Consider the following 24,033-nt stretch of genomic DNA (forward strand, 5'->3'; position numbering starts at 1 on the left):
CGTGACCCAACCTCTCCCGCTTTCTCTTTACATCCACTGGCCCTTCTGCCTTGCCAAATGTCCGTATTGTGACTTCAACTCCCATGTCCGGGAGACTATCCCTCAGGAGCGTTTCGCCAACGCCCTGAGGGCCGAACTAAGGCATAGTGCCGCAAGGCTGATGCAGGATGCGCCCCGGCGGCTTGTCTCCATTTTTTTCGGCGGGGGGACCCCCTCCCTCATGACGCCGGAGACAGTCCATCACCTCATTGAGGACGCTCGCCATCTTTTCCCCAGCGTGAACGACCTTGAGGTCACGCTGGAAGCTAACCCCACCAGTGTAGAAGCCGATAAATTCCGAGCCTTTGCAGAAGCAGGCATCAACCGGCTGTCTTTAGGTGTGCAGAGCCTTAATGAGGGCGACCTTGCCGCTCTGGGGCGGCAACATTCAGCACAGCAGGCCATTGCAGCATTAGAGCTCGGCCGCAGCATTTTCCCCCGCCTTTCCTTCGACCTGATCTATGCCCGCCCCGGCCAGACAGAAGAAAAATGGCGCACAGAACTTCGTCAGGCGCTCGCACTGGTGGCCGACCATCTTTCGCTCTATCAGCTGACCATCGAACCCGGCACGAAATTCGAGGCCCAGCATAGGCGGGGCACCCTCATTCTGCCCGAGGATGATCTTGCCGCCTCACTCTACATGATGACCCGTAACGAAGCCGCCCGCTTTGGCCTGCGTGATTACGAAATCTCCAACTATGCCATTCCCGGTGCCGAGAGCCGCCATAACCTCACCTACTGGCATTATGATGACTATCTAGGCATTGGCCCCGGGGCCCATAGCCGCTTGACCCTCAACGGTCAGCTCCATGCCACACGCCGGCACCGTGCGCCAGAACCATGGGCGGAACTTGTCGAAACCCATGGCCACGGAACACGGGAGGATGAAATATTATCCTCCGCTATGAAGGCGCATGAGGCCCTGCTCATGGGGCTGAGGCTCCGGGAGGGCATCGATACGGCCCATTTCCGCAAAAGGACGGGCTTGCCTTTAGAGAAGTGCCTTGACCCGGTCATTCTGGAAGCCTGCCTTGAGGAGGGCTATCTAGAGCAAGATGATCAGACTCTCCGAGCCACAGATGAAGGCCGCCTCCGGTTGGAAGCACTCCTAGGCCAACTTGTCCGCTAACACACACATTTGAAAAAACGGAGCACGTCCCCATCTGTAGGGAAGGCCCCTTCCATCCGCATTATGATGACTGCCATGCCCACATCGAAGACACCCACCCTTCATATGATAAAGCTAATTGTAGGCTGCACCTCACCCGAGATGCTACAGGACTGGGTCGCTGTGGAACGACACAAGGGTGTGGCCTATGTCCGCACGCGTACCATGCCCAAACGAGCCGATGAAATTGTAAAGGGTGGCGGGTCCATCTATCGGGTTATCAATGGGCTCATCATGTGCCGCCAGCCCATCATAGGCTTTGATAGCTACACACGGGAGGATGGCCATCCCGGCACGTTGATTCTCGTCTCCGATGACGTCATCCCGACCCAGCCCCGCCCCATGAGGCCTTTTCAGGGCTGGCGCTATTTCAAACCGGAAGATGCCCCGCCTGATCTCGACCCCACCGCCCCCGGTGCCATTGATGACGGCATAAGCGCCCTTCCGGCCTCGCTCCGCAATCAGCTTTCCGAACTGGGGCTGCTCTAAAACCCTCAGGCGCAACAGGTCAGCACGGCCCTCAACTGATCCTCAAGAGACGTACTTCCGGCAGGGAACGTCCCTTCCAAGGCTGCTGTCCCTACGGTGAAACCCGCTGCCCCCGCCTGACGCACAACATCTATCTGTTCCGGTGTGCTGATAGACCCAGCCACAATGACAGGCTTCTTCACAGCGGCACAGCTCGCCCGGATGACCTCTGGCACATCCCCAGCATTGCGATAGGCCAGCAGGTCCAGCCCTGTCACGCCCGGATGAGCAGCCCATTCGGCAGCATTACGGGCAATTTCCTCCGGTGTCCCTTTCAGCACACTGGGATGCCCTACAACATGTCCAGCAAACGGGTAATAGGCTACGTCACGCCCAGCCAGTAAGGGCAGGACATCTGGCACATGCGTGCCCCCCATCAAACAATCCACCCCCAGGGACAAACCTGCCTTGACAGACTCCAGCTCTCTCTCCCGATCGGGAGAGACGATCTCTAGGTAAACCTTCGCTCCACCAGAACGGATTTTCGCCGCTAGCGCCTGCAACTGCTCCACCGGCAAGCCAATATCCTTGAACCCGATATGACGGATGCCCAGCCGCAAAGCGGTCTCTGCCGCCGTAAGAGCAGATTCCACCGTGCGATCATCACGGGTCAACATGAAAATGAACCGGAACGTCTCCATAATGCCCCCATATTCCTGCCTATCAGGTCGTTCCCCCTATATGGAACGCTAAAAGCACCTGACCAACCCCCTCCCTGCCCATAGCAGACCAGCACCACAACGCCCTATGGACACACACCCCTAGGCCCTTCCATGATGGCAGGAAAACACGACCCACACTAATTCAGGACACATCACAATGCCCGATACCACTCCAACGCCTGACGATACTGTTGAAGCCGCCTTCCGGGATGACGGCCAGACGATCACCGGGGAGGACCCCTTTCTGCTGTTCCATGAATGGCTAGCTCTGGCCGGGACAAAAGAACCCAATGACCCCAACGCCATGACTCTGGCCACGGTGGACGAACACGGCCTACCCGATGCACGCATGGTCTTGCTGAAAGGCGTTGATGAGACCGGCTTCATTTTCTACACGAACAGCGAATCTGCCAAAGGGCGGGAGCTGGAAGGCAACATGCAGGCGGCCCTGCTCTTCCACTGGAAATCCCTACGGCGGCAAATACGCATCCGGGGCCGGGTCTCACGCCTTCCCGCCGTCGATGCGGATGCCTATTTCGATTCCCGCCCCCGGGCAAGCCGCATCGGTGCTTGGGCCAGCCAGCAATCCCGTCCCATCGCTAGCCGTAAGGCCCTCTGGCAAGCCGTGATGAAAGAAACAGCCCATTTCGCCATCGGCCCCATTCCCCGGCCTCCATATTGGAACGGCTATCACGTCACCCCACTTTCCATGGAGTTCTGGATGGACAAACCCTTCCGCCTTCATGACCGTGTACTATTCACCCGCGCATCCAATGGGCAGGACTGGACAACGCAACGCCTGTTCCCCTGAAACCCGGTAATAAAAAAGGTGCGGACCCGAAAATCCGCACCTTCTCATAACCAGTCTCTAACAGAGGCGTCACCGCCCCGTCATAATCCGTTCAATCAATTCCTTGACGGTCGGGATATGACCATTGGCATAGAACGGGTCTGTTGCAAAACGCCAAGCATTTGTCCCACCAAAGACAAGATTGTGATCCACAATCTGCTTTTGCTCTTCTGGAGAGACATCCTGAAGGTGGGAGATTGTCTGCAACGTCTTCTGGATACAGAAAGACCGAGGGTCCGCTCTCTGACCAGTGCTGAAAGCAGGTCCCTTTTGGCTCCAGTTAGAGAAACGACACTGGGAAAGACACCCCATGCAGGCTGCCTGATCCGCCAGAATCTGCCGAGCATTCTCCAACGTCTCGAACACGACCGTATCATCCGGTGTCCGCATGGACTGAGTGTAGCCTGCGTCCTTCCAACGGCTGACCTTTTCGGCATCACCCGAGGTAACGAACACTTCACGCCCCCGCCCACCGAGGCAGATCGGCGTATTGAAGTCCCCCTCGGCCTCCGCCCGGAAAGCAACCTGCCGCTCGGACCGGGCCCGCAGCTCCTGCAGGAAGCCGTTATTCACCGCAGAGGAATAGAACCCTGTCGGCGAAAAGCGGTTCAGATAAACATCACCTTCCTTCAGCGTTAGCAAAAGCTGCTTCCACGCATCAGGTACAGGACTTTCCTGTGTCAGAAGTGGGCGGGTACCGAACTGGAAAGCGATAAGACCGATTTCTGGATTATCCAGCCAATCATTCCATTCTTCCAAGTGCCAAACGCCACCAGCCATGATGATAGGCACATGCTGAAGGCCAAAACCATTCATGACCTTCCGCAGCGCTGCCACACGATGGTAGGGGTCTTCCGGCTTCAGAGGGTTTTCCGTGTTGGAAAGGCCATTATGGCCCCCTGCCCGCCACGGGTCCTCATAAACAACCCCCCCCAGCAGCTCAGAGAAACGCACATAAGAGCGTTTCCACAGCGCACTGAAGGCACGACCGGAAGAGACGATCGGGTAATAATGGATGCCAAACTGTGCGGCTATCTCGGCCAGCCTGTAGGGCATCCCCGCACCGCACGTCAGCCCCTGAATGAGGCCGGGTGCCCCCTCCAAGATGCCGGTGATGACCTCCTCGGCCGCACCCATCTCCCACATGAAATTGGCATGGATACGCCCACGGCCACCAGAGATATCATGCGCTATCCGGGCCTGTGCGATACCCCCTTCTATGGCGTAACGCACCAGCTCGGCCTGTCGCTCACGACGGGTCCGACCATGATAAATCTGCGGAACAGGATTGCCCTGCTCATCATAACTATCCGCATTGACAGCGGAAAGTGTTCCGACCCCGCCTGCAGCAGCCCAATGACCCGCAGACACACCATTGGAGACAGAAACACCTTTGCCCCCTTCGACCAGGGGCAGAACCTCCTGACCACCAAAACGGACGGCATTGATCGACTTCATAGAGGCCAGATGTCCCCACTACTCAATCACAAAACTCACTCATGCAAAGGGAGCCTGAGGCTCCCCCCACACATCCTTACTCCGCATCACGACGGGAGCGGCCCGGCTTTGCGCCAACGCTTTCCGTGATATCAGCGCCAGTTTCCTGGTCCACGACACGCATGGAGAGTTTTACCTTGCCACGGTCATCAAAGCCAATGACTTTAACCTTTACGGCGTCACCCTGCTTGACGACATCGGTCGTCTTGGCCACACGCCCATCCGTCAGCTCGGAGATATGCACCAGGCCATCCTTGGGGCCAAGGAAATTCACAAACGCACCGAAGTCAGCCGTTTTAACGACCTTACCTTCATAAATGCGTCCCAGCTCTGGCTCGGCAACGATACCCTCAATCCGGCTAATAGCCTTCTGAGCCTGTTCGTCATTGGCAGCAGCAATCTTGATGACGCCATCATCACCAATATCAACCTTGGCACCAGAATATTCACAAATCTCACGGATGACTTTACCACCCGAGCCGATCACATCACGAATCTTCGCAACAGGAACGGTCATGGTTGTGATCTTCGGTGCATTGCCTGCAACGTCAGACCGGCCCTCGGACAGAGCCTTGCTCATCTCACCAAGGATATGCAGACGGCCTTCACGGGCCTGCTCCAGAGCGACCTTCATGATTTCCGGCGTGATGGAAGTGATCTTAATATCCATCTGAAGAGCTGTCACGCCCTCGGATGTACCAGCCACCTTGAAATCCATATCCCCGAGGTGATCCTCATCACCGAGAATATCCGTCAGCACGGCATGGCCACGTTCTTCCTTAATGAGGCCCATAGCAATACCAGCCACGGGGCGCGGCATCGGCACACCAGCATCCATCAGAGAGAGGGACGTACCGCAGACTGTAGCCATGGAAGAAGAGCCGTTACTCTCCGTAATCTCGGACACGACACGCAGCGTATACGGGAACTCCTCCTTAGACGGCAGGAGCGGATTAATAGCACGCCATGCCAGCTTACCATGCCCGACCTCACGGCGACCCGGAGAGCCCATGCGGCCACACTCGCCAACAGAGAAGGGCGGGAAGTTGTAATGCAGCATGAAGCGGGAACGGTATTCCCCTTCCAGCGCATCAATCACCTGCTCGTCCTGCCCTGTTCCCAGCGTTGCGACGACCAGTGCCTGTGTCTCACCACGGGTGAAGAGAGCAGACCCGTGAGAGCGGGGCAGAACACCGACTTCCGCCACAATGGGGCGAACCGTCTTCGTGTCACGGCCATCAATGCGGATACCCGTCTTCAGGATAGCACCACGGACGACCTGCGCCTCAAGGTCCTTGATCATCGGCTTAGCCAGCTCGGCGTCAAAGCCTTCTTCCTCAAGGGTGGCCACGATCTTTTCGCGCGCCTCGGCCACTTTCTCCATACGAGCCTGCTTGCGGCGTTCCTTGTAGGCTTCAGCAATCAGCTTATTGCCCACCTTGTCCACACGCTTGCGCAGAGCAACTTCTTCCTTGGAGATTTCTGGCAGGTCCCACGGCGCACGAGCTGCATGTTCAGCCAAGTCAATAATGGCGTCAATCACCGGCTGGAAGGCTGTATGACCAAGCATAACAGCCTCGAGCATCTCATCCTCAGAGAGTTCCTGCGCCTCGGACTCAACCATCAGCACACCCTCGGATGTACCGGCTACGACGAGGTCCAGTGCGCTCTCCTTCACCTCGCTGAGGGTCGGATTGACAACAAACTTACCATCAATACGACCGATACGAGCAGCACCAACCGGCCCGAAGAACGGGATGCCGGAAAGTGTCAGAGCGGCAGAACAACCGATCAGAGCAACCAGAGCCGGATCATTTTCCATATCGTGGCTAAGGACCGTAGCAACGACCTGAACTTCGTTCTTGAAATTATCCGGGAACAATGGACGGATCGGCCGATCGATCAGACGGGAAGACAGCACCTCATGCTCGGACGGACGCCCTTCACGCTTGAAGAAGCCTCCGGGAATCTTACCCGCAGCGTAGGCTTTTTCCTGGTAATTCACGGTCAGCGGGAAGAAATCCTGCCCCGGCTTCACTGTCTTAGCACCAACGGCTGTGCAGAGTACGACCGTATCACCATAGGTGATCACGACCGCACCATCAGCCTGACGGGCAATCTTGCCGGTTTCCAGAACCAGCGGACGACCGGCCCATTCAATTTCTTTACGGAAATAATTATCAAACATTCTGTCTTCCTCCGGAAGAGATAATCACGGCCCAGCCAGTACCAGACTATACACAGCGTTTCGGACGGCATGGCGAGGATGACGCATCAAACACGTCATGACACCATGTGGCCTGAAACGCCGACACAAGCATTTACTGGCAACGTAGCAAAGGCCAAACCCCGGGGAAGAACCTCTCCCCCGGGAAGTGGTCGAATATCAGCGGCGCAGGCCGAGACGTTCGATCAGCGTCTTGTAGCGCTCTTCGCTCTTACGCTTCAGGTAGTCCAGCAGGGCACGACGACGGCCAACCAGCATCAGCAGACCACGACGGGAGTGGAAGTCCTTCTTGTGGCTCTTCATATGCTCGGTCAGGTTCACGATACGCTCGGTCAGCAGGGCAACCTGCACTTCCGGGGAGCCTGTGTCACCTTCGGCGCGACGGTATTCGGCAATGAGCTGGCTACGACGTTCAGCTGTGATCGACATCTTGTTCTCCAAAAAACAAATGATTTTCCAACATTCTGACTGCCCGCAACCGCCCTTCAGCGGCCCGACACAGCCCGATAACATGCCCCCCAACCGTAACCCGCCAGAGTGGAACGTCCTCCACCCCATCGGGCACGTCCCCCTCAAGGTGGGCCAGCATAACAGCTTGCCCACAGATCAGAGACTTTCCTTCCGCCGGTGTGACGGCCAGCGCCGGGATGTCGACCAGCGCGGTCGCCGCATCCAACAGAGAAACCGGAAGGGCACATGCCTTGTCTCTAGTTTCGGCCGGTTTGTCTAGCCCTAACTGTTCTGCCGAATACGCATGGGAAAGATCAAACGGCCCGCATTTCGTCCGCCGTAGGACAGAAATATGTCCCACAGTGCCACACGCTAGGGCGATATCCCGTGCAAGAGAGCGCATATAAACTCCCTTGCCGGACTGTACGTCAAATACGGCCGTATCAGCATCGGGACGGTCCACCAGAGTGATCGAATCGATTCGGGCAGGACGAGGTGGCAAGTCTGGCGGACGGCCCGCTCGGGCAAGGTCATAGGCCCGTTGCCCGCCAACCCGGAGAGCCGAAAACACCGGTGGCACCTGCATGACATCCCCACAGAGAGCAGGCAACACCGCCCTGATTTCCTCATCAGAGGGGCGTATATCGGAAGTGGCGAGAACCTCCCCCTCCCTATCATCCGTGGTCCGACTTTCCCCAAAGGACAAGGTAAAGCGGTAACGCTTTGTAGCGTCCATGATATAGGGGATGGTGCTTGTGGCTTTACCAAAAGCGATTGGTAAAACCCCCGATGCCAACGGATCCAGCGTACCACCATGACCAGCCTTGCGGCCATCAAAGGCACGCAAAAGCCGATTCACCATTGTTGTGGAACTGGGCCCTAAGGGCTTATCAAGGATCAACCAACCGTGGATGTCTCTGCCTCTTTTACGTGCCATCAGCGTCCCAGACAGCCTTAATCCGCATCATCTGAAGCTGAATCACGGTGCAGGTCCCGCTGAACCTCTGGAGAACGAAGAATAGTTTCCACCTCCATCGCATGTTCCAACGATGTATCAGGCTGGAAATGTAACTCCGGCACAGTGCGCAGACGCAAAGCAGAAGAAAGCCGCTTACGTAGGAAAGAAGCGACACGCTTCAATGCAGGCAGGACAGCCTCTATGTCGTCCCGTCCCAGACGGGTAACAAACACCGTTGCATGACGAAGGTCCGGCGAGATGCGCACCTCTGTCACCGTGACGGTAACGCCATACAGCTCCGGGTCACGAAATTCTGTTCTAGCAAAAAGCTCTGCCAGAACATGGCGGACCTCTTCAGCTACACGAAGCTGACGAGTGCTCGGGCCGACAGAGCTTTCGCCTGCCGGCCCGAGGAGATCAAAGGAAGGCCGTGTCTTCAAGCCGGGATCTCTTCCATTTCATAGCATTCAACAACATCGCCTTCCCGCAGGTCGTTATAACCGGCAAAGGAAAGACCACACTCGTAGTTATGAGCCACTTCACGGACATCATCCTTGAAGCGCTTCAGCTGGCTCAGCTCGCCCTCATGAATGACGACATTCTCACGCAGCAGACGCACACCACAGCCACGCTTGACGACACCCTCGGTGACGTAACAACCGGCGACCTTGCCCACCTTGGTAATATTGAAGACCTGACGGACCTCTGCATAACCAAGGAACTTCTCGCGATGCTTCGGAGCGATCCGACCTTTAACCAGTTTCTCCACATCATCAGAGACCTGATAGATGATGGAATAGTACCGGATATCCACGCCATCACGCTGTGCCAGCTCACGAGCCTGCACGGTAGCACGCACGTTAAAGGCAATGATAACGGCATTGGATGCCTTAGCAAGCTGCACATCACTTTCAGTGATCTGACCAACGCTGGCATTCAGCACACGGACAGCCACTTCCTCATGGGATAGCTTCTCCACTGTTGCCTGAATAGCCTCGGCAGAACCCTGCACGTCAGCCTTAACGATCAGAGCCACTTCCTTCTGCTCACCGGCCTGAATCCGAGCCAGCATCTGGTCCAGCGTTCCACGAGCGGCAACCTGCATGGCCGTAGCCTTCTCACGGGCCTTGCGCTGACGGAACTCGCTGATCTCACGGGCACGGTTTTCGCTTTCGACCACCACGAACGGCGCACCAGCATCCGGCACACCACTCATACCCAGAATCTCGACTGGGACAGACGGACCAGCCTTCTTGATCTGCTTACCATGATCATCCAGCAGAGCACGGACGCGACCCCAGTGGGCCCCCGCCACAACGATGTCTGTCCGGTTGAGCGTTCCCTTCTGGACCAGAACAGTTGCCACAGAACCACGGCCACGATCCAAACGGCTCTCAATAACGGCACCTTCGGCAATACGGTTCGGGTTTGCCTTCAGATCAAGGATCTCAGCCTGAAGCAGAATAGCTTCCAGCAGCCGGTCGAGACCATCACGCTTAAGGGCGGACACTTCCACCTCCTGCGTGTCGCCACCCATGCTTTCTACCACGATCTCGTGGTTCAGCAGTTCATTGCGGACACGGTCCGGATTAGCACCCGGTTTATCCATCTTATTGATGGCCACAATGATCGGCGCATTAGCAGCCTTGGCGTGCTTGATGGCTTCAATCGTCTGCGGCATAACACCATCATCAGCAGCAACAACCAGAATGACGATATCCGTCACAGAGGCACCACGGGCACGCATAGAGGTAAACGCCTCATGGCCCGGTGTATCAATGAAGGTCACCCGTTGGCCGGAAGCCACCGTCACCTGATAGGCACCGATATGCTGGGTAATCCCGCCAGCCTCGCCATGAGCAACGTCCGTTGTACGCAGAGCATCCAGCAAGGAGGTCTTACCGTGGTCGACATGACCCATCACCGTCACAACTGGCGGACGGGGCTTCATGTCCTCTGGCTTATCCTCGATACCCTCGATACCTACCTCAACGTCGCTATCCGCCACACGCTTGATGCGATGACCGAATTCGCTCACGACCAGCTCTGCCGTATCACCATCAATGCTCTGGGCGGCAGTCGCCATGACGCCCATCTTCATCAGCATCTTGATGACCTCACCCTGACGGGCAGCCATACGGTTGGCCAGCTCACCCACCGTAATGGTCTCCGGCACGGTCACATCACGCACAACCCGGACCTGGTCAGAGCGCAAACGCTCCAACTCAGCCTGCCGGCGCTCACGATCACGCTGACGACGGACGGAAGCCAGCGACCGCGTCTTGCCATCATCACCTTCAATAGCGGCGCGGACGTCAATACGACCTGAACGGCGATCCTGCCCACCGCCACCGCCACGGCGGGAGGACGGACGACGGGACGGCGGAGATGAACGACGGGCACCACCTGCACCGCCACCACGACGGCTAGGAGCGGCGCCCTCATCATCAGCGCCGCCAACACGACCCCGGAGATGCAGCGTCTCGCTAGCAGCACCATTGCCAGCACTGGAGCGGGCAGACGATGCCCGGGATGATGCTGCCGTGTTCAGTGGACGGCTCGGCATAATGGCACGCTCTGCCAGCGGGCGCAGACGTTTGGTCGGCTCGGCAAGCTGCACGCCCCCTGCGGTGGAGCCTGTCAGCGGTGGCGGCACACGCTGCTCAGCTTCCTGCCGACGGGCGGCAGCTTCAGCCTGCTTGCGGCCTTCCTCTTCAGCTGCCCGAGTCCGAGCATCCTCTTCTTCCTGAGCACGACGGCTCTCAACCTCAGCCTGCTTGCGTGCCTCTTCCTCGGCAGCAGAACGGATGCGAATCTTCTCGGCTTCCTGGCGTGCTGCTTCTTCGGCCTCACGGCGGGCAGCCTCGGCGGCGGCCTCCGCCAGAACACGCTGCCGCTTCTCCTGCTCGGAGGCTGTCAAACCGCGGACACCAGCCGTCGCACGGCCACCACGGCCACCTGCAGCCCCACTTCTCTTAGGCTTGCGCACCTCGACCCGGACTTCCTTAGAACGCCCATGACTGAAGCTCTGTCTCACAGAACCAGCCTCCACAGTCCGTCCCACGTCCTTACGTCCTGCCGGACGCAGGGACAGGCGACCGGAGCTCTTGCTCTGTCCTTCTTTAGGGGTCGTCCCCTTTGGAGTTCCGTTCTGGTTGCGCTCGTTGCCGTCGCTCATAATTTCTGCCTGTTCCTTACTGCCCTACCGTATCAGGGCCCGGGAGCGTACCTTCGGCCACCCCCGCAAATCTCTTATATTCTGCCTTTAGACGCTCCGCCAGCGCACCGGGGGCCATCACGGCATAAACCGCATGTTCCCGCCCGAAAGACGCTGCCAGAACAGCCCTTGGCACCCAGACCACCGGCAATTCTCGCTGGCCTGACAGCAGACGGGCCACCTCATCCTGGCTCGCACCTGCTGCACAGATGACAACCCCGACTCTGCCAGAAACGATCCGTTCCCGACACTTCTGGAACCCACAGACCGCCTCACCAGCGCGTCGGCCCAGACTGATACCATCCAGAAGGCGCTTTGCCAAACCATCCTTGAGAGACTCCAAAAGTCCCTCTGGCACATTTACCTTCTGTCGTGCTGCCCGGGAAAAAATCCGTGCAAGCTGTCCGTCCTCCAGAACGGTCCTATCCGCCTTCAACCACATGCCACGCCCAGGCAGACGGGCGGCAAGGTCCGCCACAATACTGCCCTCCGGCCCTACGACAAACCGTATCATATGACACGGGGCATCATGCATCCGGCTGACTAGGCACCGCCGCTGGGAAGGGGCACGACGCCCCCGCCCGGACGGACCATCATCTACATCAGGGATATGATCCTCAGTCGTGACCCGAGTCTCCCTCACCAGAAGCTCCCTCGCCACCATCGAACCAGTGTGCACGAGCTGCCATGATAATCTCGTTAGCCTCGGCTTCCTCCAGCGGCTCATCACCACCCAGAATCTCGATCAGCTCATCAGCAGCCAGGTCGGCCAGATCATCCAGCGTCTTGATGCCCTTCTCGCCAAGCTCAACCAGAACCTGAAGAGAGAAAACACCCAGATTGACCAGATCGTCGCTCACACCCAGTTCACGACGACGCTCATCAAGCGCACGCTCACGGCCTGCCAGATAATTATTGGCACGGGCCATCAGCTCTTCAGCCACACTCTCATCGAACCCTTCGATATCGTGCAGCTCTGCTGGATCCGCGTAAGCCAAGTCCTCAATGGTGTGATAACCTTCAGTCACCAGCAGACCAGCGATCACGTCATCAACATCCAGCTCATTAACGAACTGGCTGGTACGTTTACGGAACTCTTCCTGACGACGTTCGGATTCTTCAGCTTCGGTCAGGATGTCGATATCCCAACGAGTCAGCTGGCTGGCAAGGCGGACATTCTGCCCACGGCGACCAATGGCCAGAGACAGCTGTTCATCCGGCACCACAACCTCGACACGGCCGGCGTCCTCATCCATCACAACCTTGGTCACCTCGGCAGGGGCCAAGGCGTTCACCACAAATGTGGCGGCCTGCGGGCTCCAAGGAATAATGTCGATCTTCTCGCCCTGAAGCTCAGCAACGACAGCCTGCACACGGGAGCCACGCATACCCACACAGGCACCGACCGGATCGATGGAGGCATCACGAGACTCGACAGCCATCTTAGCACGAGAACCAGGGTCGCGAGCTACGGCCTTGATCTCGATGATCCCGTCATAGATTTCCGGCACTTCCTGAGCAAACAGCTTGGCCAAGAAGCCCGGATGGGTACGGGAGAGAAAAATCTGCGGACCACGAGGCTCATCCCGCACATCGTAGATATAGGCACGGATGCGGTCCGAGTTGCGGAACTCCTCACGGGGGATCATCTCGTCACGGCGCAGCAGCCCTTCAGCATGACCGCCCAGCTCTACCATAAGGTTGCCGTATTCCGTCTGCTTGAGCGTCCCGTTGATGATCTCGCCTACACGGTCCTTGAACTCGTCATATTGACGTTTGCGCTCATATTCACGCACACGCTGGACGATCACCTGCTTGGCTGTCTGGGCAGCAATGCGCCCGAAGTCGATCGGCGGCAGGGGGTCAACAATGAATTCCCCTTCCTGAATCTCAGGCTTGAACTTGCGGGCAATCTTCAGCGGAATCTGAATATCCTCATTTTCCGCCACAGCGACAACTTCAGTCCAACGGCTCAGGCGGACTTCGCCAGTCTTGCGGTCGATCGTGGCACGAATGTCCTTCTCATGCCCATATTTTGCACGGCCGGCCTTCTGTATGGCCTGCTCCATGGCTTCGAGCACCTGCTCACGATCAATATTCTTTTCCCTCGAGACCGCATCAGCAACCAGAAGCAGCTCAGGACGGGTAACAGATGTGTCCATCAGATCGGACCTCCAACCAGCAGAAGACGGGTCATCAGTTTTTCTTCCCCGGCTTTTTGGGTTTCAGCTTCGGCGCACGGCGGGGTTTGCCGTCAGCCTCGGCCTCTTCTTCCTGCGCCACGCCAGCCAGCGCAGCACTTGCCTCAATCAGCTCATCCGTCAGGACCAGCCGTGCCTTGCGCATGTCATCCAGCGGCAGGGCGACTTCCTGCCCGTCATCCAGACGAAGCAGGCCGAGTCCATCCCGCTCCCCGAGAACGATACCGGCAAAACGTTTACGACCATCTAGCGGAACTTCAAGCTCTACCTTGGCCAGATGCCCAGCAAAACGCTCCCAATCTTTCGCACGGGTTAACGGGCGGTCGATCCCGGCGGACGAGACCTCCAGCATCCAAGCACCTGGTATCGGGTCATCCACATCCAGAACAGCGCCTACGGCATGGCTGATCTGCTCGCAATCCTCAACACTGATAAGCGACCCATCCGCCCGATCAGCCATGATCTGGACAGTCGGAGTCTCGTGCCCGAGAACGGAAAGACGCACTAGCTCATAGCCCATATCGGCCAGAGTCGGGGCAATCCTATCCGCAATGCGCGCCTCCAGCCCGCTCAGACGACGGATGCCGTGAGAGCTCTCACCATCATGAAGTGAAGCGGACGGACCGGACTGATCCGGCGATGTGGAAAAATGATCCAAAACAAAAAAGGCGGCCCGTCAGGGCCACCCCCCAAAAGAACGGAAAGTGAAAACATTTCCCTGATACGACAGAGCCACCCCCAATGCAAGCACTTCCCTTACGGGGCCTACGGGGCAACTAATGAGAAAAACTTCATCTTTACTGCCTTGTTCCAGGATAAAAAATGATGCGAAATATCCATTATGGAACAGCCCTCACCAGCCCCTGCCCCACAGAAACAGCCTCTCTGGCGCCCAGCGGCAATCATCGCAGCCGCTGTTGGGCTTGGTGGGACCTTGCTGGCATTACATAACCAGCCGGCCCCTCATCAGGACACAGCCCACCCTAAGCCACAGCTCCAGCCAAAAGCAGCGGAGCAGGCTATTCCTATGGTTGAGGGGGTTCTTTCCCTTTCCATGCTGCCACCCAATGAAGCAGCACAAGCCATTGCCCACAGCAACTTTCCAGCCCAACAGAAACCCGTTCTTCTTGCTGCCCTGAAAGAAAACCGGGTCCGGCTGGCAGCCATGCCGCTAGCTGATGCCTCTGGCCACACCGGGCAGGGCGTGGTCGTCAGTGGGGCTGGCTTCAGCCAACACGTCGTGCTTGGCCCGCAGGCCAAGGCTGTTCTGCTCCCCATCGCACAAGAAGGCATCATCACGCTTACCCGTACCGGCCCGACCGAACTGGGGCCACTTTCCATCGCCACGCTAAACATGTTCCGTAACGTTGTGGTTCTGCCACCTCTTACACAAACCAGCCCTTCCCTCGCTGTTCCGGTGATTGTCCAGTAAGGATTATGATAAAGGGCTTGACCCCATCCCGGCCAGATAGTGAAAAAAGGGCCTTCTTTACCCGGCAGGATTGCAGGAGCCCATGATGAAAACCCTGATCCCCTGGCTGTCCCGCATGATGCCCCTGATGATGGCGGCCTTCCTCATCCTTGCGGCTGTCCAACTGGCCCTGATGGTCCATCTCTCCCCCACAGCCCTGCTGCATTGGCTACTTATAGCTGTAGACTGGGCCCGCCCCGGCTATCTTCCGGCCGGCCTCATCGGTGTTGCCCTCTCGCTTGCCGGAGTGTTCTACTGTCTCTCATCCGACCGTCTGGCCCGCCGGGGCCTACGCCATAGAAAGAGTCTTCTCATGGATGTTCTCAGCCGTCTGACCAACCGCACTGCCCTGGAGGAAATGCTAGCCCGCCAGCAGCGTGAAAGTGCCATCAATGCTGAAGAACTGGCCGCTGCCTTGCGTGCCCGTGTCATTGGGCAAGATCAGGTTTGTGAGGATATTGCCCAGCAACTGCGCCGCCGTCTGGCTCTCCAAAACCGTGACAGGCCTGTGGGGGTTTTTCTTCTGGCTGGGCCGCCCGGTACGGGTAAGACCTATCTGGCCAAGCAGATTGCTAATCAGACAGAACGCCCTCTGCTACATTTTGACATGACGCAGATGTCTAGCCCTCATGCTGCCACGCAGCTTTTTGGCTCTCCCAAGGGCTATGTCGGCTCTGATACGTTTGGGCGGCTTACGGGGGGGCTCAAGGAAAATCCTGATGCTGTCGTTTTGCTGGATGAAATTGAAAAAGCCCATCCGGATGTTTTCAAAAAGTTCCTTACGGCATGGAATGACGGCCATGTAACGGAGGCTTCCACTAACGAACTAGTACCGACCACACGGGCCATTTTCGTTCTGACCTCCAACATTGCAACAGATGCTCTAAGTGCCATTGCAGACCGGCTGGCTGATGAGCCAGAGAAAATGAGGGCCGAATCGACCGAAGCCCTCCGCCGAGCTGGCTTTGCGCCGGAGGTTCTGAACAGGCTGGACCGCATCTTTGTCTTCCGTGCCCTACGTGGGCTGGACCTCGCCCGTGTAGCCGCTCTTGAGATAGAACAGATGATCCGTGGGTATGGGCTGAATGTTGAAGCAGGCGGTATTGACCCTGCCCTCCTCTTCGAGATCCTCCAACGCCAGCAAAAACTAGGCAGCATGGCCAGTGCTCGGGATATTCTTCGCTCTATTGAAGATATGATCAGCGATAGCCTGATTACGGCCCGCCAACAGGGGCGCACCCATGTCCATCTCGTCATGGCAGGGGAAGGACGCATCCGGGCTGAAACAAGTGAAGAGCCGCAGGAACGTATGAACAAGGCAAGCCTGTGAAGACCTTCTTCGGTACCTTTGTCTCTTTGTGGAAGCAGGCACCGCTCTGGCGGTTCTGCTTCATTCTCGGCATCGGGGGATTGGCACTAGCTGCTTTCTTCCCAACGCCATGGCTGAAGAAACAGGCTCCTTGGCTTCCCGGTCATGCCTTATCCGATGCTAAAACACCGCATACGCCTACGGACGATAAGGACAGTCCCGAGAACGGGCCTACTAAGCAGGCGCATTTCAATCTGCAATATCCTAGCATGTCCGAAATTGTACGGGATCACGTTGTACTAGGCGGCCACACATTCCCCCTCCCCAAAGGGGAATGGCACCCCATTCTATCCGCCCAGATCAGTAACGATTCCCCACTCTCTTTTCTGGCGCTTGTCCGCACCTATCAAGGGGCAATTACGGGCCTCATCATCGCTCAGGCCACACAGCAGCCTATCTCGCCAGACAGGATCGGCAATGCCACCGGTGTCTGCCATGATGACCGTAACTTCCTCAATCACAGCCTGCCAGCTACCCCCTCTGGAGAAGACTGCATCGGCTCTGGCACTGTCGTGATACAGGGCGATGATGTCAGTACCAACCCACTCATCAATCAATCCATAGCCCGTTTGCAGGCCCTCGGCGTGACTCCTATCCCCCCCCTATTTCTGGCAGTCCAATGGCGGCACGTTACCGTAACACCTGATGGACAAGCACAGCTTGGCCTCATGGACACGCTCATTCCTCCGCTAAACCGGCAGACTCATCAATTACTGGCTCCTCTTCCTGCATGGGCAAAAGGGGCTCTAAACCCTTACCCTGAGGCCAGAACATTCCTGAGCCAGATGCACAGTTGGGCGCTAGAGTGGCAGAAAGCCCTGCAATCCAGTTTTGAAAACCGATCACAGGGCTTATCCATTGCTCCGGACCCACAGGCCCCCTGAACCATTCTTTCGTTAATGATGCCCTTTGGCCACCACACGGCCCATGCGCTTCTCCGCCATGCGGGCGAGGCGCACGAAGGGCAAACCAACCAGAAGATAGGCCATACCGACCATCAGCCCTGTCCCGATATAGTCATAATAGGTTGATGACAGACGGATATAGGTCTGGCTCAGTTCCGTCAGCGTGATAACGGAAACGAGGGAACTATCCTTGAGCAGGGCGATGAAATCATTCGTCATAACAGGCACAACCGTACGAAAGGCCTGCGGGACAATCACCAACCGAAGAGCCTGCATATGGGTCATATTCAGCGCGATGGCTGCTTCCATCTGACCACGAGGAACGGACAGAAGACCTGCTCGGTAATTCTCGGCCTCATATGCGGCATAATTCAGCCCTAAAGACAACACACCGGCGGTAAATGGCGAAAGACGCAGACCAAAAGCAGGCAGCCCGTAAAAGATGAAGAGCACCTGAATCAGCAACGGTGTTCCTCGTACAATTTCGACATATAGTCCAGCCAACCAGCGGAGCGGTGCCATCCCATAAGCCCGGGCCAGAGCCAGAACCAGCCCCATCGCCACAGCCAGCACCATCGCCAGAGCCGACACGCCCAGCGTCATCAACGCCCCGCTGCCGATCAGCGGTAAGAAGCTGATATACCGATGAACCATCGCCTGCACACTGCTGCCGGACATCCGTTCCATCGTCTGGCGGTAATCCGTCCAAGCGGTGGGCAGAACTTTTGAAGGAGTCTGATCCCCCGTATAATCGGCCATCTGGGGTGTCCAGAGGTTCCAGCGGGCTAGAATCTGATGCAGGGTACCGTCACTCATGAGGTCACCCAGCACGGAATCCACCGCATCACGCAGGCCCGGATTGTTCTTGGGGAAGGCAATACCGTAGGCCACTCGACCAATCGGCGGGCCAACGAGCTTCAGATCATCAGAGCGGTAATAAAGGGCGATGGGTTCATCAATCAGGATCGCATCAAGACGCCCGTTTTTCAGGTCAGAAAATAGGTTCGTCTCTTCATCATAAGACCGCACATTAGCGGGGTCGTGATCCAATAAAAGACGCTCGGCTGCCGTACTCTTGATGGTCCCGACCACATGGCCTTTCAGAGCATCAAGCGTATCCAGCCCCTTTTCCTCATTCCGCAAGACGATCCGGTCTACCGTCACGTAATAAGGCCGAGAGAACAGCACAGCGGCTTTATGTTCTGGCGTCATTTCGATGCCATCAATAACCAGAGCGTACAGATCCCGAGAAAGGCCGGGGATCAATCCATCCCAACCATTCTGTACGAAACGCCCATGCCGCCCCATCCGGGCACTTATGGCCTGCATCAGGTCATATTCAAACCCAGTCATCCGCCCTTCATGCGCTGGGTCATGAAAAACGTACGGCACATTCGCTTCACCATCGGAGGCCCAGGGGAAATCCCGATCATCCGTCGCACCGGGTACACGTAGAGGTGCCGCAGGAGGGGCCTTTGCCTCCGCAAGGGCCGTACCCTCTGCCAGAGCATGACCATCCAGACTGCCTGCCCCCCAGAACCCACATAGGGCCAGAACCAGCGCAAAAATTACACGCTTCATCACCATGCCCTCATTCGTCAAAGAAGTGTCCGCAGGAAACGCCGTGTTCCTGGCTCACGTGGGTTGGCGAACATCACATCAGGGTCGCCACTCTCAACAATCTGTCCAGCTTCCATGAACAGCACACGGTCTGAAGCCGCTCTTGCAAAGCGCATGTCATGCGTCACGACCAGCTGGGTCATGCCTTCACCATCCAGCGCCCGCATGACAGACAACACCTCTTCGGAGAGTTCTGGGTCCAGAGCAGATGTTGGCTCATCATACAGCATGACGGACGGTTTCATCGCCAAGGCACGGGCAATCGCCGCACGCTGCTGCTGCCCACCAGAAAGCCTATCCGGATAACGATTCTTTACAGCGGCAAGGCCGACCTTCTCCAACAGCTCACAGGCAATATGCTCCGCCTGCGCCTCGCTCATGCGTTTAACCTGCATGGGGGCCAGCATGACATTTTCCAGCACTGTACGATGTGGGAATAGATTGAAGGACTGAAAGACCATGCCCACATGGCTCCGCAGACGATGGGCCTGAACCTCATCCGCACGACGCCAATGGCCCGTGCTGGACACAGTTACATCCTCCACCCGTACTTCACCGGCATCGGGACGTTCCAGAAAATTGAGACAACGTAAAAATGTTGACTTCCCGCAGCCAGACGGCCCGATGATGGAAATCAACTCCCCACGTTCCACATCCAGAGAAATCCCCCGCAGAATCTCATTTCCAGCAAAGGACTTGGCGATACCGGTCGCCTTCAGCACCCAATCAGTCAGTTCCGAACACCCTCCCGCACGCTACAGCGTGGCAACCACCCTGTAGTCATTCACCATGCGCTTTCTTAACCATAACCGCCCTTTAAGCAAAACATCCTTTTATGTATTTCTATATTTTCCTTCTGCCGGAACATAATTTTCTATCGGCCCTTCACATCCATTCGGGCCATACGGCTCCACATGAAACATCCGCATGGCCCCTACTCCACCTTTCACACCGCCCTCTCCGTCGTCCCTTCTCCAACTGGAACATATCCAGCTGGAACGGGCGGGCCGCTGCCTATTCTCCGACCTCTCGCTCAGTCTTTCCCCGGGTGATGCCCTCCTCCTCACCGGCTCCAACGGTGCTGGCAAATCATCCCTGCTCCGCCTAATAGCGGGGCTCTGTCGCCCAACAAAAGGCACAGTAACCCGCAGAAGCACCATCGCATGGCTGGGTTCCCATAATGCCCTGAAGCCCACTCTAACAGTTGAACAAAATCTCCGCCTCTTCATTCCCTACGATACGGAAACCATCTTTAATGTCCTGAACCGTTTGGCCTTAGCTCATCTTCTGGACTGCCCCACCCGCCTGCTTTCATTAGGGCAGAAACGCCGTGTATCGCTTGCCCGCCTGATTCTATCCAATGCCGACTTATGGCTGTTGGATGAGCCCGCCAATGCTCTGGATGCTGCCAGCCTTACCTTATTGGAGACAATACTTGCCGAGCATCGTGCCCGTGGTGGTGCTCTCGTCATAGCCTCCCACACTGCCCTTTCCCTGCCAGATAGCCACCAGCTTGCACTTGGCAAACCAGCACCTCTTACCTTCACCCTGACACCCACAACGGGCGTATCACGACCGCACCAACACTCCAGACGACAAGAGCAAACGTATCATCCGTTTCTGTACCATCTCCGCCGGGAACTGCACCTTGCCTGCCGGAACAGTACCGAAACTCTGGCGGGGCTGCTCTTCCTCATCGTATGCAGCACAATGTTCCCTCTCGCCCTTGGCCCGTCTCCCACGTTACTTCAGCAAACTGGTGCCGCCATTTTATGGGTTTGCACCCTATTGGCCTGCCTACTCCCGCTAGAGCGGCTCTATAATGCCGATGCTGAGGATGGATCGCTGGATATACTCCAAATTACTCTGCATCCCGCCTTCATCGCTCTGGGGAAAATGCTCATACACTGGTTGACAACCGGACTGCCCATTCTGTTGGCCACCCCTCTACTTGCTGTATTCTTCCAACTACCGGCACCAATTCTTCCAGTCCTTCTGGCCAGTCTCGCGCTGGGAAGTCTGACCCTATCTCTCATAGGGGGTATGACGGCGGCCATAACGCTAGGCGCACGCCGCAACAGCCTGCTGCTCCCCGTCCTAACATTGCCGCTGATGGTCCCCACCCTCATTTTTGGTACATTGGCCTGCGCCCCCCCAGCAGGACCAGCCAGCATGACTAATCTCAGCCTATTGGCCGCACTTTTCCTACTGGCCTTACCAAGCTGCCCCTTTATTGCCGGGATCAGCCTAGAAGAAGGGCAAGCCTAATCACACCACATCAAGCGTCGTGTACTGATGCTATTCTTGGGGGAATAAAAAGGGCCGCTTCCAGCAAGCAGAAGCGGCTCTTTTTATAAGATATAACCCTCAACCTCTTCAGGCTTTATCAGCCTGCAACTTGGCTACGAAATTCTCCAGCCAATGAATGGTGTATTCACCCTTCTGGAACTCTGGATCTGCCAAAATCTTTTGGTGCAGAGGAATAACCGTTTTCACGCCCTCTACCACACATTCTGTCAAAGCACGCTGCATACGGGTAATAGCCAGTGCCCGTGTAGGCGCATGGACAATGAGCTTGGCAATCATGCTGTCGTAATAGGGAGGAACCTTATAGCCAGCAAACAAGGCACTATCCATACGAACACCCAAACCGCCAGGCGCATGAAACACCTTAATCTGACCGGGGTTAGGAGCAAACGTCTCTGGGTCCTCAGCATTAATGCGGCACTCGATAGCATGACCGGACATCACAATATCTTCCTGCCGGTAGCTCAGTTTTTCACCAGCGGCCACAAGGATCTGCTCCCGGACGAGGTCCACATCGCAGACCATTTCCGTCACCGGATGTTCCACCTGTAAGCGGGTATTCATCTCGATAAAGCAGAACTGCCCGTCCTGATACAGGAACTCGAGCGTACCAGCGTTGCGATACCCCATGCGTGAGAGGGCATCCGTCACCGTCTTGCCGATCTCATTCCGCTGCTCTGGCGTAATGACGGGAGACCCGGCCTCTTCCAGCAATTTTTGATGACGACGCTGGAGAGAGCAGTCACGCTCCCCAAAATGCACGACATTGCCATGCGTATCGCCCATAATCTGGAGCTCGATATGACGGGGCTTATCGAGATATTTCTCCAGATAGACCTCATCATTGCCAAAAGCGGCACGGGCTTCTGTCCGGGCCACGCTCCAAGCCTCTTCCAGCTCGTCAGCGGTCTGGGCCACTTTCATGCCACGACCACCGCCACCAGCAGCCGCCTTGATGAGTACGGGGTACCCCACCTTCGCTGCGACTTCACAAGCTTCATCAAGACTCCGCAGAGCACCGTCAGAGCCAGGCACCAGTGGAACGCCAAGGGCCTCCATGGTGGTTTTGGCGGTGATCTTGTCACCCATCATGCGGATGTGCTCGGCTGTCGGGCCGATGAAGGCAATGCCGTGCTCTTCCACCGTCTCGGCAAATTCTGCATTTTCCGAGAGGAATCCATAACCGGGATGGATAGCTTCCGCCCCGGTTATGGTTGCAGCAGACAGAATAGCCGCAACATTCAGATAGGAATCACGAGAGCTAGGCGGCCCGATACATACGGCTTCATCCGCCAGACGCACATGCATGGCGTCGGCATCCGCCGTAGAATGGACGGCCACCGTCTTGATGCCCATCTCACGGCAGGCACGCAGCACCCGTAGGGCGATTTCGCCACGGTTGGCTATCAGGATTTTGGAAAACATTACTCGATGATCGCCAATACTGCCCCAAACTCGACCGGGTCGCCTGAGGCCACGCAATAACGCACCAGCTTGCCTGCACGAGGTGCCTTGATCTGGTTAAAGGTCTTCATGGCCTCAATGAGCATAATAGTCTGCCCTGCAGCCACCTGTCCCCCTTCCTGCACGAAAGGCGGGGAGGACGGGTCCGGCGTCAGATAAGCCACGCCCACCATCGGGCTAGGAACAGCACCGGGATGAGAGGAGAGGTCTGCCGGGGCCACGGCTTCATCCGCTACCGGAGCAGGAGCCGCAGCCGGAGCAGAAGCTACGGGCGCAGCCGCAGCCTGTACGGTTACATTACGGGCAACACGAAGACGGCTGTCGCCTTCGGAAACTTCAATTTCGGTCAGGCCTGTATCCGTCAGGATATCGGCCAGTGCCCGAATGGCCTCCTTGTCCACGAGCATACGGCTCATCCTTCATCCTCAATCATATCTGCCACCGCCTGAAGGGCATGGGCATAACCGCGTATCCCCAAACCACAGATCACCCCACGGGCTGCCTGTGAAACATACGTATGATGACGAAATGCTTCCCGGCGATGAATGTTAGACATATGCACCTCAATCACCGGCAGCTCAACAGCCAGCAGCGCATCAAGCAGAGCAATTGATGTGTGCCCATAAGCCGCAGGGTTGATGACGATACCGCTTGCACGGCCCCGACACTCCTGCACCCACGACACAAGCTCCCCCTCGCCATTGGTCTGGCGGAAATCAATCGTCACATCGAGCCGCTCCGCAGCTTGAAGGCACAGCTGCTCCACATCATCCAGTGTCGCTTCGCCGTAGATATCAGGCTGCCGCAGCCCCAGCATATTCAGGTTCGGTCCGTTCAGGACAACAATAAGAGGTCGCTTCATCCGGACGGCTGATAGCATCTTCATCTTCATCAGGTAAAGTCACTTCTTGTACAGTCGGATGCTGCAATCATCGTCCATTATCCAATGCTTTACCATCAGCTTAGAGCCTTATGGTAGCCCATCTATCCAAGTTGTGACACACTTACCGGAATCATTAACACTACTGCCGTGGGTAACATGAAGGTATATCCTCCTTTCTCTGCTTCCATGGACTCTGTTTCTACCCCCCGGAGAAACG

The 24,033-nt window shown here is 56.9% G+C and carries 22 protein-coding genes and 1 pseudogene; 8 read left to right on the forward strand and 15 right to left on the reverse strand.

Annotated elements, in window-relative coordinates:
- Window position 1: 1 nt before the first annotated feature.
- Together hemW and CPA57_RS03855 are read left to right on the forward strand one after the other, a co-directional pair.
- Window positions 2-1,168, forward strand: coding sequence for a radical SAM family heme chaperone HemW (hemW, locus tag CPA57_RS03850; RefSeq protein ID WP_182081504.1), 1,167 nt, complete (start codon window positions 2-4; stop codon window positions 1,166-1,168).
- 75 nt (window positions 1,169-1,243) lie between these two features.
- On the forward strand, window positions 1,244-1,696 hold the full coding sequence (locus CPA57_RS03855; RefSeq protein WP_182081505.1) for a DUF1489 family protein: 453 nt from the start codon (window positions 1,244-1,246) through the stop codon (window positions 1,694-1,696).
- A 5-nt stretch (window positions 1,697-1,701) separates the two neighbouring features.
- Here CPA57_RS03855 and CPA57_RS03860 read toward each other — a convergent pair whose 3' ends face one another.
- Window positions 1,702-2,376 carry a beta/alpha barrel domain-containing protein gene (locus CPA57_RS03860; RefSeq protein ID WP_182081506.1) on the reverse strand — a complete coding sequence of 225 codons (675 nt, stop codon included), beginning with the start codon at window positions 2,374-2,376 and terminating at the stop codon, window positions 1,702-1,704.
- A 178-nt stretch (window positions 2,377-2,554) separates the two neighbouring features.
- Between CPA57_RS03860 and pdxH the strand changes: the two genes are divergently transcribed.
- Window positions 2,555-3,208: a pyridoxamine 5'-phosphate oxidase gene (gene pdxH / locus CPA57_RS03865; RefSeq protein ID WP_077396466.1), complete on the forward strand. Its 654-nt coding sequence runs from the start codon at window positions 2,555-2,557 to the stop codon at window positions 3,206-3,208.
- A 69-nt stretch (window positions 3,209-3,277) separates the two neighbouring features.
- Here pdxH and CPA57_RS03870 read toward each other — a convergent pair whose 3' ends face one another.
- The 9 genes from CPA57_RS03870 to rimP all read right to left on the reverse strand — a co-directional run bounded on the left by CPA57_RS03870 (window position 3,278) and on the right by rimP (window position 14,380).
- Window positions 3,278-4,705, reverse strand: coding sequence for an NAD(P)H-dependent flavin oxidoreductase (locus CPA57_RS03870; RefSeq protein ID WP_182081507.1), 1,428 nt, complete (start codon window positions 4,703-4,705; stop codon window positions 3,278-3,280).
- 76 nt (window positions 4,706-4,781) lie between these two features.
- Window positions 4,782-6,932 (reverse strand): polyribonucleotide nucleotidyltransferase, encoded by a 2,151-nt coding sequence (gene pnp / locus CPA57_RS03875; protein WP_182081508.1) that lies wholly within the window; start codon window positions 6,930-6,932, stop codon window positions 4,782-4,784.
- Window positions 6,933-7,130: 198 nt separating this feature from the next.
- Window positions 7,131-7,400, reverse strand: a complete 270-nt coding sequence (rpsO, locus tag CPA57_RS03880) for a 30S ribosomal protein S15 (RefSeq protein ID WP_077396463.1) — start codon at window positions 7,398-7,400, stop codon at window positions 7,131-7,133.
- Window positions 7,384-8,358, reverse strand: coding sequence for a tRNA pseudouridine(55) synthase TruB (gene truB, locus CPA57_RS03885; RefSeq protein WP_182081509.1), 975 nt, complete (start codon window positions 8,356-8,358; stop codon window positions 7,384-7,386). The genes rpsO and truB overlap by 17 nt, the downstream gene beginning before the upstream one ends.
- Window positions 8,359-8,375: 17 nt before the next feature.
- The gene (gene rbfA, locus CPA57_RS03890) at window positions 8,376-8,819 is read right to left on the reverse strand and encodes a 30S ribosome-binding factor RbfA (RefSeq protein WP_077396461.1); all 444 of its coding nucleotides are present in this window, start codon (window positions 8,817-8,819) and stop codon (window positions 8,376-8,378) included.
- Window positions 8,816-11,557 (reverse strand): translation initiation factor IF-2, encoded by a 2,742-nt coding sequence (gene infB / locus CPA57_RS03895; protein WP_182081821.1) that lies wholly within the window; start codon window positions 11,555-11,557, stop codon window positions 8,816-8,818. The genes rbfA and infB overlap by 4 nt, the downstream gene beginning before the upstream one ends.
- A gap of 16 nt (window positions 11,558-11,573) precedes the next feature.
- Window positions 11,574-12,239, reverse strand: coding sequence for a DUF448 domain-containing protein (locus tag CPA57_RS03900; RefSeq protein ID WP_326831338.1), 666 nt, complete (start codon window positions 12,237-12,239; stop codon window positions 11,574-11,576).
- Complete coding sequence (nusA, locus tag CPA57_RS03905) at window positions 12,214-13,758, reverse strand: transcription termination factor NusA (protein WP_182081510.1); 1,545 nt, start codon at window positions 13,756-13,758, stop codon at window positions 12,214-12,216. Before nusA ends, CPA57_RS03900 begins: the two co-directional genes overlap by 26 nt.
- Before the next feature lie 34 nt (window positions 13,759-13,792).
- Entirely contained in the window at window positions 13,793-14,380 is a 588-nt protein-coding gene (gene rimP / locus CPA57_RS03910; protein ID WP_077396646.1) for a ribosome maturation factor RimP, read from the reverse strand.
- A 258-nt stretch (window positions 14,381-14,638) separates the two neighbouring features.
- Here rimP and CPA57_RS03915 point away from each other — a divergent pair, with 258 nt between their 5' ends.
- The 3 genes from CPA57_RS03915 to CPA57_RS03925 all read left to right on the forward strand — a co-directional run bounded on the left by CPA57_RS03915 (window position 14,639) and on the right by CPA57_RS03925 (window position 17,521).
- The gene (locus tag CPA57_RS03915; protein WP_182081511.1) at window positions 14,639-15,229 is read left to right on the forward strand and encodes a hypothetical protein; all 591 of its coding nucleotides are present in this window, start codon (window positions 14,639-14,641) and stop codon (window positions 15,227-15,229) included.
- Between the two features lie 85 nt (window positions 15,230-15,314).
- Entirely contained in the window at window positions 15,315-16,598 is a 1,284-nt protein-coding gene (locus CPA57_RS03920) for an AAA family ATPase (RefSeq protein ID WP_182081822.1), read from the forward strand.
- A complete protein-coding gene (locus CPA57_RS03925; protein ID WP_182081512.1) occupies window positions 16,595-17,521 on the forward strand; it encodes a hypothetical protein in 927 nt (308 codons plus the stop codon). Before CPA57_RS03920 ends, CPA57_RS03925 begins: the two co-directional genes overlap by 4 nt.
- 12 nt (window positions 17,522-17,533) lie before the next feature.
- Here the strand turns inward: CPA57_RS03925 and CPA57_RS03930 are convergent, their stop codons facing one another.
- Window positions 17,534-19,123: an ABC transporter substrate-binding protein/permease gene (locus CPA57_RS03930; protein ID WP_182081513.1), complete on the reverse strand. Its 1,590-nt coding sequence runs from the start codon at window positions 19,121-19,123 to the stop codon at window positions 17,534-17,536.
- Window positions 19,124-19,140: 17 nt separating this feature from the next.
- Window positions 19,141-19,884, reverse strand: a complete 744-nt coding sequence (locus CPA57_RS03935; RefSeq protein WP_182081514.1) for an amino acid ABC transporter ATP-binding protein — start codon at window positions 19,882-19,884, stop codon at window positions 19,141-19,143.
- 205 nt (window positions 19,885-20,089) lie between these two features.
- On the opposite strand from CPA57_RS03935, the pseudogene ccmA reads away from it, so the two are divergent.
- Window positions 20,090-20,671 (forward strand): annotated as a pseudogene (gene ccmA / locus CPA57_RS09065) (heme ABC exporter ATP-binding protein CcmA); the annotation flags it as partial.
- A gap of 111 nt (window positions 20,672-20,782) precedes the next feature.
- The gene (gene ccmB / locus CPA57_RS09070; protein WP_182081823.1) at window positions 20,783-21,430 is read left to right on the forward strand and encodes a heme exporter protein CcmB; all 648 of its coding nucleotides are present in this window, start codon (window positions 20,783-20,785) and stop codon (window positions 21,428-21,430) included.
- Between the two features lie 108 nt (window positions 21,431-21,538).
- Here ccmB and accC read toward each other — a convergent pair whose 3' ends face one another.
- Genes accC through aroQ form a run of 3 tightly spaced genes read right to left on the reverse strand, consistent with a single transcriptional unit; the run spans window position 21,539 to window position 23,795 of the window.
- Window positions 21,539-22,894, reverse strand: a complete 1,356-nt coding sequence (accC, locus tag CPA57_RS03950; protein ID WP_182081515.1) for an acetyl-CoA carboxylase biotin carboxylase subunit — start codon at window positions 22,892-22,894, stop codon at window positions 21,539-21,541.
- Window positions 22,894-23,349, reverse strand: coding sequence for an acetyl-CoA carboxylase biotin carboxyl carrier protein (locus CPA57_RS03955; protein WP_077396452.1), 456 nt, complete (start codon window positions 23,347-23,349; stop codon window positions 22,894-22,896). Before CPA57_RS03955 ends, accC begins: the two co-directional genes overlap by 1 nt.
- Window positions 23,346-23,795 (reverse strand): type II 3-dehydroquinate dehydratase, encoded by a 450-nt coding sequence (gene aroQ, locus CPA57_RS03960; protein WP_077396643.1) that lies wholly within the window; start codon window positions 23,793-23,795, stop codon window positions 23,346-23,348. The genes CPA57_RS03955 and aroQ overlap by 4 nt, the downstream gene beginning before the upstream one ends.
- Window positions 23,796-24,033: the final 238 nt, after the last annotated feature.

It is taken from the genome of Bombella favorum (assembly GCF_014048475.1).
GTDB lineage: Bacteria > Pseudomonadota > Alphaproteobacteria > Acetobacterales > Acetobacteraceae > Bombella > Bombella favorum.